The organism is Roseateles subflavus (genome assembly GCF_030285365.1).
In the GTDB taxonomy this organism is placed as follows: Bacteria; Pseudomonadota; Gammaproteobacteria; order Burkholderiales; family Burkholderiaceae_C; genus Roseateles_B; species Roseateles_B subflavus.
The window spans coordinates 1,198,883-1,211,346 of record NZ_JASVDS010000001.1; the positions used below are offsets into that span (position 1 = coordinate 1,198,883).

At 67.4% G+C, this 12,464-nt stretch carries 16 protein-coding genes; 5 read left to right on the top strand and 11 right to left on the bottom strand.

Annotation, left to right across the window (positions count from 1 at the left end):
- Positions 1-2 precede the first annotated feature (2 nt).
- From QRD43_RS05370 to QRD43_RS05395, 6 genes are all read right to left on the bottom strand, one after another.
- Positions 3-704 carry a hypothetical protein gene (locus QRD43_RS05370; protein WP_285981441.1) on the bottom strand — a complete coding sequence of 234 codons (702 nt, stop codon included), beginning with the start codon at positions 702-704 and terminating at the stop codon, positions 3-5.
- Positions 701-1,489: a TadE/TadG family type IV pilus assembly protein gene (locus QRD43_RS05375; RefSeq protein ID WP_285981442.1), complete on the bottom strand. Its 789-nt coding sequence runs from the start codon at positions 1,487-1,489 to the stop codon at positions 701-703. The genes QRD43_RS05370 and QRD43_RS05375 overlap by 4 nt, the downstream gene beginning before the upstream one ends.
- The gene (locus tag QRD43_RS05380; RefSeq protein WP_285981443.1) at positions 1,486-2,370 is read right to left on the bottom strand and encodes a hypothetical protein; all 885 of its coding nucleotides are present in this window, start codon (positions 2,368-2,370) and stop codon (positions 1,486-1,488) included. Before QRD43_RS05380 ends, QRD43_RS05375 begins: the two co-directional genes overlap by 4 nt.
- Positions 2,367-3,857: a pilus assembly protein TadG-related protein gene (locus tag QRD43_RS05385; RefSeq protein WP_285981444.1), complete on the bottom strand. Its 1,491-nt coding sequence runs from the start codon at positions 3,855-3,857 to the stop codon at positions 2,367-2,369. The genes QRD43_RS05380 and QRD43_RS05385 overlap by 4 nt, the downstream gene beginning before the upstream one ends.
- 61 nt (positions 3,858-3,918) lie before the next feature.
- Complete coding sequence (locus QRD43_RS05390; protein WP_285981445.1) at positions 3,919-4,767, bottom strand: OmpA family protein; 849 nt, start codon at positions 4,765-4,767, stop codon at positions 3,919-3,921.
- 73 nt (positions 4,768-4,840) lie between these two features.
- Entirely contained in the window at positions 4,841-5,128 is a 288-nt protein-coding gene (locus QRD43_RS05395) for a pilus assembly protein (RefSeq protein WP_285981446.1), read from the bottom strand.
- Positions 5,129-5,515: 387 nt separating this feature from the next.
- On the opposite strand from QRD43_RS05395, the gene QRD43_RS05400 reads away from it, so the two are divergent.
- Genes QRD43_RS05400 through QRD43_RS05410 form a run of 3 tightly spaced genes read left to right on the top strand, consistent with a single transcriptional unit; the run spans position 5,516 to position 7,053 of the window.
- Complete coding sequence (locus QRD43_RS05400; protein ID WP_285981447.1) at positions 5,516-6,226, top strand: TadE/TadG family type IV pilus assembly protein; 711 nt, start codon at positions 5,516-5,518, stop codon at positions 6,224-6,226.
- Between the two features lie 13 nt (positions 6,227-6,239).
- Complete coding sequence (locus tag QRD43_RS05405; RefSeq protein ID WP_285981448.1) at positions 6,240-6,629, top strand: hypothetical protein; 390 nt, start codon at positions 6,240-6,242, stop codon at positions 6,627-6,629.
- A gap of 31 nt (positions 6,630-6,660) precedes the next feature.
- A complete protein-coding gene (locus QRD43_RS05410) occupies positions 6,661-7,053 on the top strand; it encodes a hypothetical protein (protein WP_285981449.1) in 393 nt (130 codons plus the stop codon).
- Positions 7,054-7,140: 87 nt separating this feature from the next.
- Here QRD43_RS05410 and QRD43_RS05415 read toward each other — a convergent pair whose 3' ends face one another.
- A complete protein-coding gene (locus tag QRD43_RS05415; protein WP_285981450.1) occupies positions 7,141-7,989 on the bottom strand; it encodes an OmpA family protein in 849 nt (282 codons plus the stop codon).
- A 17-nt stretch (positions 7,990-8,006) separates the two neighbouring features.
- On the bottom strand, positions 8,007-8,849 hold the full coding sequence (locus tag QRD43_RS05420; protein ID WP_285981451.1) for an OmpA family protein: 843 nt from the start codon (positions 8,847-8,849) through the stop codon (positions 8,007-8,009).
- A gap of 166 nt (positions 8,850-9,015) precedes the next feature.
- On the opposite strand from QRD43_RS05420, the gene QRD43_RS05425 reads away from it, so the two are divergent.
- A complete protein-coding gene (locus tag QRD43_RS05425) occupies positions 9,016-10,233 on the top strand; it encodes a M24 family metallopeptidase (protein WP_342399033.1) in 1,218 nt (405 codons plus the stop codon).
- Positions 10,234-10,242: 9 nt separating this feature from the next.
- On the opposite strand, the gene QRD43_RS05430 is transcribed toward QRD43_RS05425, so the two are convergent.
- The 3 genes from QRD43_RS05430 to QRD43_RS05440 all read right to left on the bottom strand — a co-directional run bounded on the left by QRD43_RS05430 (position 10,243) and on the right by QRD43_RS05440 (position 11,179).
- Entirely contained in the window at positions 10,243-10,416 is a 174-nt protein-coding gene (locus QRD43_RS05430) for a hypothetical protein (RefSeq protein ID WP_285981452.1), read from the bottom strand.
- Between the two features lie 45 nt (positions 10,417-10,461).
- The gene (locus QRD43_RS05435; protein WP_285981453.1) at positions 10,462-10,599 is read right to left on the bottom strand and encodes a hypothetical protein; all 138 of its coding nucleotides are present in this window, start codon (positions 10,597-10,599) and stop codon (positions 10,462-10,464) included.
- Positions 10,600-10,687: 88 nt separating this feature from the next.
- Positions 10,688-11,179: an Lrp/AsnC family transcriptional regulator gene (locus QRD43_RS05440; protein ID WP_285981454.1), complete on the bottom strand. Its 492-nt coding sequence runs from the start codon at positions 11,177-11,179 to the stop codon at positions 10,688-10,690.
- Between the two features lie 159 nt (positions 11,180-11,338).
- Here QRD43_RS05440 and QRD43_RS05445 point away from each other — a divergent pair, with 159 nt between their 5' ends.
- Entirely contained in the window at positions 11,339-12,430 is a 1,092-nt protein-coding gene (locus tag QRD43_RS05445; RefSeq protein ID WP_285981455.1) for a saccharopine dehydrogenase family protein, read from the top strand.
- Positions 12,431-12,464: the final 34 nt, after the last annotated feature.

The window sequence follows — 12,464 nt, forward strand, 5'->3', positions numbered from 1 at the left end:
GCTCATGTCGGCGAGTCGGTGAAGTTGAGAGTGAGATGGCTGGCCGAAGCGCCGTCCGCCTGCGTCAGCACGACGTCGACGGAGAGCCCCATGGCGTCGTAGGCGGCCAGCCAGTGGCGGGCGCCGTCCTTGCGCAGGACCTGGTCGGTGACGACGGTCCAGCCCTTGCTGCGTGCATGCGCCACCATGCGCTGGCGTGTGATCTCGAACCCGTCGGGGCACGCGGCCGTCACCAGGCGGCTGCGGCGGGGGCCGTCGCGTGTCTCGGTGACCTGGTTGACCTGCGTTCGCAGCGCGGCAGGCATTTCCACAGGCATGAAATCGCGACGCACGTCACGCCACTGCGCCTGACTCAGCAGCCCGCGGCTGCCAGCGCCGTCGGCCTGCGCCTGAAGGACGAGATGCAGTTGGTCAGTATGGAGTGACAGCGTCTGCCACGGTCCCTGTCGGCCCATCTTCACGCTGCCCAGACGCTTCCACTGGTTCTCGTAGTGGCTCAGGAGCTGCTGCACGGGCAGTTCTGAGTGCAACTGCTGGGCCTGCATGGGCACGCCATTCACGACAGCGGCCACCAGCGCCCACTGGGCCTGGGTGCGGGGCGGCAGGGGGCCGTCCTCCCAGGAAGCCGCGTGCGCAGACACGCAGAGCGCCATCAGCAGGCCGGCCAGGCCCTGCAGGCGTGGCAGCGGGCGACGCGGACTCATCGGCAGCTGTCCCGTTGGGTGTCACCCTCCAGGCGATGGCTGGCGACCACGTTGGCTTTGATGCAGCCGAACTCCGGCTTGTGCGAACTGCCCTCGAGCAGGGAGACCACCAGGGACACCGCCGTGCGGACCGGCGAGGGGATGAAACGCACCGGGACCAGTGGCGACACCGTGGCCACCGTCTCGTCGGTCCCGCCGCTGCCCATCATGTCACCGGCGGCAGCCGTTGCTGCCCCGATCTTCAAGTCAGCCGGCTTGGCTTCGGCCTGGCTCAGGCGGTTCAGCAAGGTGAGCTCCACCTGGGCGCGATGACCGGGTGCATAGTCCTTGCCCATGAATTCCGTAACCTTGTCCAGGCCGGTGTTCATGCCCTTGCTGTTGAGGTCATGCGTGGTCCATCCCACGGTGACTTTGGAGGGGTTGTTCAGCAGTGCCTCGCCGCCCAGATCGCGCCAGAAGGCGGGGAGCTGCTTCGCGTCCTTTGCGCTGGCGACCGTGTCGTCCGACCGGATGGCGCCGCCGTTGAGCGCCTTGGGTGCGAGAAACAGGCGCGCGCGCGTCTGGTCTGCCAGCACGGCATCGGAGAGCCTGGCAGTGCTGGGCTCCAGGGCGCGCTGGAAGGCGGCGTAGCGGCTGGCCTGGGTGGCACGCTGCTGCATGTCGGCATAGCGGCCCAGATAGTTGACGGCCAAGAAGATCGGAACCATGGCGATCAGCGCGACCAGGAATTCGGTCGTCGACTGGCCGCGCTGTCGGTGCGCGATGCGGGGGTGGCGAGGTGTCACTTGGCGTCTCCGAGATTGACCCAGCGCGGCTGGGCCAGGAAGGCCTCCGCACCGGCCTTGCTGAAGCGGTCCGGGGAAATGCGACTGCCTTTGTCGAAGGCCGTCAGCCGTGCATCCACGACGGCCGCCACCGAGCCGATCGCCTTGGACAGGCGGGTGCCGGCGCGCGTCGTGTCGTCCAGGTGGTGTGCCAGGGGCACGCTGCGATTGGCGCCCTGGTAGCTGGTGAAGGGGTAGACCGGCATGTCGGCCCATTGGCAGCCGCCTTCCCCGACCTCCTTGAGTGGCTCGCCGACCATGACAGCCAGGATGTGGCTGTCCCAGATGCAGGACTGCCCCAGTCCGACGGCGTGTCGTGGGGCCTTGGCCTGGGCGGCGGCGGTGGCGGGGCGTGCCTTTGCCATCGGCTTGCAGTCCGGCACTTCGCTGCGCTCCTCTGTCAGAGGGGCAGGGCGGCCGGGGCCGTCCGGCCCGAGCAACCCGCTGTGCCCGTAGAGGCGCCAGGCGCAGGTCTTGTCGATTTCCACGCGATAGCGTCGCGCAACGCGCAGCTTGCATCCCTGGGAAGCGTCGGGCATGACCTCGCTCAGGGTCTCGTAGACGGCGGCCATCGGGCCGTCCAGCAGTCGCTCCTCCTCCCGCAGCTTGAAGGCGGCGAGGACGCTCTCGGAGGGCAGGCCGGCGCTGTTGCGGGGAAGTCCGAGCTTCAGCTGGCAGGCCTCCAGGGCCACGGCGATGTTCTGCTGGTACGCCGTCGGATTGGGGGCGCCGGAGGTGACGATGCGCAGGCTGGGAGGTGGCTCCGCAGACCAGGCGGCACCTGCCGTTGCCAGCAGGGCCGCCATCAGGGGCGCCATCAGGGCGAGGCGAGGCGCACTCATTTCGTCTGGCCTCCGGGCGTGTAGACCACGTAGTCGGGCGTCAGGCCGACAGCCGCCAGCAAAGCCGTCTTCTGGCCGGGGGAGAGGTCGGCCAGGCGCGCCTGCCAGTAGGGGCTGTAGAGCGAGCCGTATTCCTTCGCGCTGTCGTCGCGCCATAGCGGGCGGGCGGTGATGTCATTGGCCAGGCCCCGCTGCGGCCGCTCGAAGGCCACGCGGGCCTTGGCGAAGGCCGTGTTGCGTGACGAAGCCTGCCGCTCGGGCGTCTCGGGCGAACCCAGCGGGCCTCCACTGCCCTTGTTGATGCCCATCGTGGTGGTGGTGAAGTCGTGGCTGCCGGGGCGGCCCACGGCCACCAGGAAGTCGAACCCCAGCGTCTCGCGGGCACCCTTTGTCTTGTCGGCAATGTCGAACTGAGCAGGGACGCCGCTCCAGTTGTCATGGGTGCCGCCGCTTGAGTACGCCCAGGACTGCGCGAGCCGCCGCGGAGACCACACATTACCGCGGCTGCCGGTGTCGTCCGCATTGGCGCGCCCCCATCCGATGGGCACATAGCTGCTGCGCCAGCCGCGGAAGGGGCGGAGCACGCGGTTCTCGAGCTCCAGGGTGTCCTCGGTCTCCCAGCGGTCGAAGGCCACCAGTCGCGTGCCACCTTCCTTGTGCAGGCCGATGGTTGTCACGGGGCTGGTCGGCAGCCGCCAGTTCACCAGCGAAGAGCCGGGACGATTGGTGGTGAAGGCATCACGGGAGTCCAGCAGGATCTGCCGGGCGTCTGTCCGCTCGTTGTCGCTGTATTGCTTGGTGAAGCCGATCCAGGCCTTCTCGTTCAACGCGAAGGTGACGCCGCGGATGCCGAGGTCGTCGATGACCTGAATGCCGTCGTCCTTGCGGCCGCCGAAGTCCGTCCGGTTGGCGGCGGCCATGTTCTTGGCAGCGTTCTCGGCCACGAGGCCCCCGCCGAGCTGGAGCGTCCGGTGCGCGATGGTCATGGCCTTCTTCGCCCCCTCGAGCACCGTGATCATGAGCGGCATGACCTCTCTCTGCAGCACGTCGTGGCCCTCATCCGCGAAGCTGGCGGCCTCGTGGAGGCCGCGGGCCAAGCCGGCCAGCGGCGGGAAGAAGACGCTGGCCACGTCCACCACGTAGCCGATGTTGTCGGTCGTGCGGGCCACATACTGAGTCCAGCTCTCCAGGCTCAGCATCTGCACCATGAACACCTCGTTGGCGATGACCGCCCGGTTGGTGTAGGCCATGAGATTGAGCAGACGCGCCTGTGCGGTCGCCCCCGCCAGCGCGGACGCATCGGCAGCGTTGATGGTCCGCTCCTTGCCCACCACGGTCTGGGAGGTGTTGAACAGCGCGAACATCACGGCCGCGCTGGCCGCCAGCATGCCCAGCATCCAGATCATGGCCTGGCCCCGCTGGGGCTTGGCGCCGATCGGCCGGCGGTGTTTGGGCAAAGCGCTGCCCATGCCACGCGCGGTGGTCATCTCGCAAACCATGGCGACTCCCTCGTTCTCGTTCAGTGGGCGGGCTCGTGCCGCCCCTGCTTCACTTCATCTTGACGAGCTCGACCCGGCGGTTCTTGCCGCGGCCTTCCTCGGTCCGGTTGTCGGCGATGGGGTACTCCTGCCCCTGGCCGACGGCCTTGAGTCGCTTGGCATCGATGCCCTGGGCGACTACGGCCTTCATGACGGCTTCAGCGCGCGCCTGCGAGAGGCGCTTGTTGTCGGCGGCCTGGCCGACGTTGTCCGTGTGGCCTTCCACCGAGAGGCGCAGTGCCGGCTGGCTCTTGAGCAGCGCGGCGATCTCCTTCACGGTGGCTTCGCCCGCAGGCTTGAGCGTGGCCTTGGCGGTATCGAACTCGATGTAGAGCGCGACACTGCCGGAGGCATCGATCGACTGGCCCATCTGCGAGGCCGTGATCGTGGCCGTCAGCTCCTGGGCCGCTTCCTCGATGACGGTCATCTCGAAGCGACGCCCGTAGTTGTGTTCGATCACGATCCAGTCCGCGCCCTTGCCGTTGGCACGAGGGATGCGGTACACGTTCGGACCGATCGAGTTGCCTTCGTCCACCTGTGCACCGCCCGCCTTGGTGGCCAGCGCCAGGTATTCCTTGTTGATGGAGCGGCTGTCCATCTCGTTCTGGTCGCTGATGGCGTTGACCGTGTAGCGGGAGGTCTTGCCCTCCAGTTCCAGGTCACCCGTCTTGCCAGTCGCGATGCTGCCGCAGAACTTCGACGCACACCGGATGTAGACCGTGTAGATCCCATGCTGCTTCACTTCCGGCGGCCGGCTGAACTGATAGCCGCGCGGCGGAGTCACCTCCAGCGCATGGGCCGAAGCCAGCGAGAGCACGCAAAGGGCGGACAGCAAGAAGCGGGAAGAACGCGAGGACATGATGTACGTTGAAGTAGGTGGGGATCAAAGTGTAGGGTGCGTGCGCAAGCGCCGCACCCTTGCACTCAGAGGCTTACTTCGAGCCCAGGTCGTTGTCCTTCGTGAAGTCGTTCAGACCCTTCACGTTCTCGACCTTCTTCTTCTCGTTCTCGGTCTTTTCCTTGGCCTTGCCGTTCCAGGACACGGCGTTGCCGTTGTCGCCGGCCAGGCCAGCGGCCATGGCGCCGGTCTGCTTCTTCACCACGTCACCGAACAGGCTGTAGACGCCGATGGCAGCGATGGCGATCAGCGCCACGATGATGATGTACTCGGTCATGCCCTGACCGCGGATCTTGGACTTGTTCAGGGCGCGTTGTTGCATTTGCAGCATGATTTCCTCGCATGGGTGTGTGGATGGCGAGCCTCCTCCTGAGGCCCTGTCTGGACGCGAGACTCAGTGGCCATCGCATCACAGGTCGGCACCTTATTCGATGTTTGTTGCGCCGCACCACCCCCTAAAGGCTGGTCGTTTGTAAGTCAAGGTAAGGCATCTGTTGCATTGTTAAAAATGCACGGAATTTGTTGACGTTGTCACAGTCGCCGGCCAGACTCGCGCCGCCGAAAGAGGAGAAGGCAGCCGGCCCGACCCCGCCGCAAGGCCCATGTCATGGGGCTTCCCGGCTGCACAGGCGCTCGCCGCCCAGCATTCATGCAGGTCCGCCCCCCTACGGCGGGCCCATCAACAGAGTTCAAGTGGAGGAGGCGCGAGATGCGCGTCAGGCATCGTCATGGCAGGTCGCCCAGAGGCCTGGGCCTGGTCGAGTTCGTGATCGTCCTGCCTGTGGCCATCGTGTTCGTGCTGGGCATCGTGCAGGCCGGCTTCATTTACATGGCGAAGCTGCAGATCAACCACGCGACCTTTCAGGCGGCACGCCTGGGCTCCCTGCACAACGCGGATGAAGGGGTCATGAAGACGGCCTTGATGCGCTCGCTCAGCCCCTTCTATCAGAACAATTTCGAGACCAATGACAGCGTGCGTCTGGCCAAGGCCAAGGCGGAGACGGAGCTCGACCAGATCCTGCATCCGGTGAAGCTGGAGCGCCTGAATCCATCGGCGCTGTCCTTCGACGATTTCGGGGTCAAGGATCCGAAGTCCGGCAAGACCTACATCCCGAATGACAACCTGGAGTGGCGCCTGGACAAGCCAGGGGCGACGTCCCAGCAGCGCCTGCGAGATGCCAACGTCCTGAAGATCCGCGTCGTGTACGCCTACCAGCTGAAGGTGCCCCTGATGATGGGCGTGCTGAAGCGGGTGATGTGTGGCGGACAGTCGGGTGTGGATGCCTTCGGCAATGTGGGCGCGCTCGATGCGGTCTATCCGGGAGGAGTGTCCGATGAGTGTCTCCGTTACTACCTGCGTGACCGCATGCCCATCGAGAGCTTCGCGGTCGTGGAGATGCAGACCCGTGCCGAGCGGTGAATCCGATTGATTGATGAATGAAGAGGGAGTCCTGATGAAGATGATGTGGTGTGTCGCGGCCCTGCTGGCGCTGGGCGGCTGTGGCGGTGGCGGCAACGAGTCGGGCCCGGCCGATTCGATCGAGCTGTCCATGAGCACTGTGACGGTGTCCAAGGGCGACGGCGGCTGCTATGTCGGCAACGGCCCGCAGGTGCATGTGTTCGGCGGCACGCCACCCTACCGGATCAGCAACCCGCTGCCGGTGGGCCTGGCCTTCAGCCGCTCGGTCGTGCCGGCCAGCGGTGATGCGTTCCAGATCAACTTCGTGGGCGGCATCTGCATGACCAGCATGGTGGTGACCGTGGAAGACGACATGGGTCGCCTGGCGCGGGTGACCGTCAACAATGGCAGCAGCGGCGGCTGATGCCCGCGGGGCGCCCGGCGGTCGTCTCCTGATGGGCCTGGCTGCGCTGGCCTGCGCGCTGGACGTGCAGGCGGGCGGCGTGATCCTGGAGCGGTCACAGGCGGCCACTGCCGCGTCGTGCCGGCAAGGGGGCGTGGAATGGCTGGGGGCGGGCGGCAAGGCCTGCCCGGTCGCGGCACGCGCACCCGGCGGCGAGATCGCGACGGCGTCTGCCGCGGGGGGGCGATCGGTCAGCGCGGTGCCGTCCCGCAGCAATGACGAAGGGCGTCGTCAGATCCTTCAGCAGGAGCTCGGCCAGGAGCGCGCGCGTCTGGCCGCTCTCCAACTGGCGGGCGCCCGCGAGCCCGGGGCGGCCGATGCCCTGCAGCGCGCACGGCAGGACGTCCTCGCACTGGAGCGGGAGCTGGCGCGCCTGGCACCCTGACGGGCCGACTGAGCGGTGATTCGTCGGGGGACTCTGCGGGTGAGGTGACGGCCGCACCGACCGGCCGCCTGAGCATCGGTCGGGGCCCTATCTCTTGACGAGCTCGACCCGGCGGTTCCTGGCGCGGCCTTCCTCGGTGCGGTTGTCCGCCACGGGCTCGTTTTGACCATGCCCCACGGCCTTCAGGCGCTTGGCCTCGATGCCCTGGGCCACCACCGCCTTCATCACCGCCTCGGCACGCTCCTGGGACAGGCGCAGGTTATCCGCCGCCTGTCCGACGCGGTCGGTGTGGCCCTCGATGGACAGCTGAAGCTCCGGCGCATTGCGCAACAGCGTGGCAATCTCCTTGACCATCGCCTGCCCGGCGGAGGGCAGCTGGGCCTTGCCGGTTTCGAACTCGATGTGCAGCGTGGCCACGCCCGCGGCCTTCAGGTCGGCCGCCAGCTTTGAGGCCGTCACCAGCTCGCCTAAGGGCTGCTGCTCGATGATCGTCAGCTGATAGTTGCTCGTGTCGAGGTGGAGGACCACCACCACCGGGGTCTTGTCGACCTGCAGACGGAAGACGTGCGGCTTGTACTGCACGCCGTCGTCGTTGAGGCTGAAGCCGGTGTTGAGCTGCTGGCCCCCCGCCTTGGCGATGGCCTGCTGGTAGCTGCGCAGGATGGCCAGCGGCCCGCTGCCCTTGCCCTGCGGCCGGTACTCCATGCGGGTGACCTTGCCGTCCACGAGCCAGGGCAGGGCCTGAGAAGGCAGCTTGCCGCAGACCTGCTCGAGGGCGAAGGTGTCGGCGTCCCGCACGGTCTTGCTGCGCAGGCCGAAGCCACTCATGCCGGACAGCAGCGGGTGATCGGTCATCTCGCCTTCGGCGGCTCGGGCGAAGCCGGGCAGCCCTGCGCTGGCGAGCAGGGCGAGGAAGGAGCGGCGGTGCAGTCGCATCTGACTCAGCGCCTGCATCACAGCTTGACCAGCTCGACGCGGCGGTTCTTGCTGCGGCCCGCCTCCTTGCGGTTGTCCGCGATCGGATAGGTCGCGCCATGGCCGGCCGACTTGAGCCGCTTGGCATCGATGCCCTGCGCGATCACGGCCTTCATGACCGCCTCGGCCCGGGCCTGCGACAGACGCTGATTCTCGGCGGCATTGCCGGTGTTGTCGGTGTGGCCCTCGATGGAGACCTTCAGCGCCGGCTCATTGCGCAGCAGGGTGGCGATCTCCTTCACCACGCCCTGGCCGGCGGGCAGGAGGTCGGCCTTGGCGGTCTCGAATTCGATGTACAGGGCGACATCGCCTTCGGCCTTCAGCGCGTTGGACATGTCCTCGGCCGAGATGGTGACGGTGCTCTCGCGCTGGGCTTCCTCGACCACGATGAGGGTGTAGTAGCCCTCGAAGTTGTCCTTCAGCACCAGCCAGTCGGCGCCGCCATCCGCCCGCGCGAAGCGGTACATGAAGGGCCCGCTGGAGCCCTCCTGCTGGTTGATGAGCTTGCCGCCCTGACGCTTGGCCACCTCGGCATACTCGCGGGCCACGATGGCCGGGCCCACCATCAGCGCGCGGTCGCGGTTGACGATGGTTTGCTCACGGATCCGGCCGGCCAGTTCGATGTCGCGCCGCTTGCCCGCCGGGGTGTCGCCGCAATAGCTGGTGCCGCAGACCGCCCACACCTTGATGACGTCCATCGCCTTGGTCTTCTCGCCGTTGCCGGCGTAACCCTTCACCGGCGTGACCTCGAGCGCATGGCCGGGCAGCGCACTCAGCGCAAGGGTCAGGGGCAGCAGGGCATGGATCAGGGATCGGCGCATGGCAAGGTCACGAAATGGGGCGCGCCCCATTGGCGCCGGCGCACGATAGGAGGGGTGCTTTGCGGTGCCCATCCCCCGAGCGGTGGGAAATTGCAAGCAGCGGTGACATCGGGCGAGTGATGCAATGGTATTCTGTCGATATATCAAAAGAACTGCGAGACGGACCATGAAGGCAATCGGTATTGGTGGGCGCTCCCGTGCGGAGGCATTGGCGGACCTGCAGGTCATGACGGCGGGCGTCGAGCCCATCGGCGTGGGCGAGTACGAGGCACGCCTGCGACGCCTGCAAAGCCTGATGCGCGAGGCCGGTGTGGCAGCGGTGTATCTGCATGCGGGCACGAACTTGCGCTATTTCACGGGCCTCGCGTGGCCCGCCAGCGAGCGCCTCGTGGGCGCACTCGTGCCTGCGCAGGGCGCGCTGCAGTATCTCGCCCCAGCCTTCGAGCAGGGCACGCTGCGCGACTACTGGCTGCTACCCGGTGAGTTGCGCCTGTGGGAGGAGCACGAGAGCCCCTATGCGCTGCTGGCCGGGGTCCTGGGCGAGATGGGCGTGGGCCCGGGCGCGACGGTGGGGCTGTCGGAGGACTGCCCCTTCTTCGTGGCCGATGGCCTGCGCCAGGCCGCGCCGGCGCTGCAGTGGATCAACGCCCGCCCGATGACCGCGGCCTGCCGCATGCGCAAGTCCGCGGCGGAGCTCGCGCTGATGCAGCGTGCCCATGACATGACAATGGCCGTGCACCGCGCGGCCGCGAGCATCCTGCACGAGGGCATCACCACGACCGAGGTCGCCGCCTTCCTCGACGAGGCGCACCGCCGCGTGGGCGCGCCGGGCTCCTACTTCAAGATCGTGCTCTTCGGCGTCGCCAGCTCTTTCCCGCATGGCGTGAAGGAGCCGCAGACCCTGCGCGAGGGCGACATGGTGCTGATCGACACCGGCTGCCTGGTGGAGGGCTATATGTCGGACATCACGCGCAGCTACGTCTTCGGCACGCCCACGGCGCGCCAGCGCGAGATCTGGAACCTGGAGCAGGCCGCGCAGGCCGCGGCCTTTGAGGCGGCGCAGCTGGGGCGGGCCTGCCAGGAAGTCGATCGTGCCGCGCGCCGCGTGCTGGAGGCCGCCGGCCTGGGCCCGGGCTACCGCCTGCCGGGCCTGCCGCACCGCACCGGGCATGGTTGCGGGCTGGACATCCACGAGTGGCCCTACATGGTCGAGGGCGACCTCACGCCGCTGGACGTGGGCATGTGCTTCAGCAACGAGCCCATGATCGTCTGCCCCGGCGAGTTCGGCGTGCGGCATGAGGACCACATGTTCATGAGCGCCGAGGGCCCGCGCTGGTTCACGCCGCCGATGAAGTCGCTGGACGACCCCTTCGGCCTGGGCTGAGCCGGGACCTCAGGCGCGCGCCGCGTGAGGCGCGTGCGATTGCACGATGTTCGCGTCGCCCTCCAGCTGGCGCAGCATCGAGAAGCCGCCCAGGGCCAGCGCCGTCAGTACGGCCCACAGGAGCAGCGCACGCCAGGCCGAGGGGCGAGGCACGGAAGAGACGGGAAGCGGACGGTAGGACATCGCGGAACTCCTGGGCGATGGGGGATCGGGCGTGGCGGCGGCCGTTCAGGCCGCGGGCAGCGCGTGCTGCAGCGTCCACAGCAGGGCCGGGTAGGCAACGCCCCAAACCAGGGCGATGAGGACCACGGCCTTGAGCGCGGTGCTCAGGCGTTGTCCGCGATGGGGCAGGGTCTGCAGCTTCATGGTGCACTCCGCAAAGGTGAGGGCTGATGCTGCGGACAACGTGCAAGCCGCGTGCCAGGTTGACGGCGGCCGTGGGCAGGCGGCGTGCTCAGCCGCCGGCGCTGCGGTCCACGCGCAGGGCAAGCACGACGGACGTCGTGGTCTTGATCACGCCCTCGATCTCGCCGATCTCGTCCAGCAGGGCATCCAGGCGCATGGTGGTGTCCGCGCGCAGCAGGGCCATGTAGTCGAACTCGCCGCTCACCGAAGCCAGCTGCCGCAGCTCGGGCAGGCGCGAGAGGCGCTTGATTACCTCCCGTTGCGCCTTCGGCTGCACGCTGATGCCCACATAGGCCTGCACGCCACGGTCCGCGGCCTCGGAGCCCAGCTTGACCGTGTAGCCCACCACCACGCCCTCGGACTCCAGCCGCGCGAGCCGCGCCACCACGGTCGTGCGGGCGATGCCGAGCTTGCGCGCCAGGTTGGCGGTGCTCTCGCGCGCATGGGCCTGCAGCAGGGTGATGAGGTCGCGGTCGATCTGGTCGCGCGGGGCGGCAAAGGTGCTGACGGCGGCCATGGCCGGGGGCTTGCGCGTGCTCATGAAACGGGACTCCTGAGAAACCCTTGAATTTTGCTATTCGTCAAGACGGGATGACGAATCGTCGAAAGCATAGCCGTTTATGACGAACTCATGCTTTCTTTCGTCAATCGCTCTTCCTAGACTGCGGCTCATCACATCGCATTCCAAGAGGAGAACCCCATGAAGATCGCACTGCTCGGCGCCGGCCACATCGGCGAAACCATCGCCCGCCTGCTGCGCAACTCCGGCCACTACGACGTGACCGTCTTCGACAAGAACGAGAAGGCGCTCAGCGCCCTGTCCGAAGAGGGCATCAAGGTGCAGGCCGTGCAGGAAATCGGCCCGGGCGCCGCCGCCCTGGTGCGCGGCTTCGATGCCATCGTGAACGCGCTGCCCTACCACCTGGCCATCCCGGCCGCCCACATGGCCCTGGAAGCTGGCTGCCACTACTTCGACCTGACGGAAGACGTGGCTGCCACCAAGGAGATCATGCGCATCGCCGAAGGCTCGCGCACGGCCTTCATGCCCCAGTGCGGCCTGGCGCCCGGCTTCATCGGCATCGTGGCCCACCACCTGGCCAAGGGCTTCGACACCCTGCAGGACGTGAAGATGCGCGTCGGTGCGCTGCCCGCCTTCCCGACCAATGCCCTGAAGTACAACCTGACCTGGTCGGTGGACGGCCTGATCAACGAGTACTGCCACCCCTGCGAGTGCATCCACGACGGCAGCAAGATCGACGCCCTGCCGCTGGAAGGCCTGGAGCACTTCTCGCTGGACGGCACCGAGTACGAGGCCTTCAACACCTCGGGCGGCCTGGGCACCCTGTGCGAGACGCTGGCCGGCAAGGTCCAGAACCTCGACTACAAGACCGTGCGCTACCCCGGCCACCGCGACCTGATGCAGTTCCTGCTGGACGACCTCCAGCTGAAGAACGACCAGGAAAAGCTCAAGGACATCATGCGCAAGAGCATGCCTGCCACCATGCAGGACGTGGTGCTGGTCTTCGTGACCGTCTCGGGCATGAAGCAGGGCCGCCTGGTGCAGGAAGTCTTCGCCCGCAAGATCTTCGCCGAGCGTGATGGCGCCCGCCCGCTGTCCGCCATCCAGATCACGACCGCCGCCGGCATCTGCGCTGCCGTGGACCTGTTCCGCCAGGGCAAGCTGCCGCAGCAGGGCTTCGTGCCGCAAGAGGCCGTCGAACTGCCGGCCTTCCTGGCCAATGAGTTCGGCAAGGCGTACCAGCAGTCGCGCCAGGTCGAGAGCATTGGATGATGGGCTCCCCCCCTACCGGCTTCGCCGGCCCCCT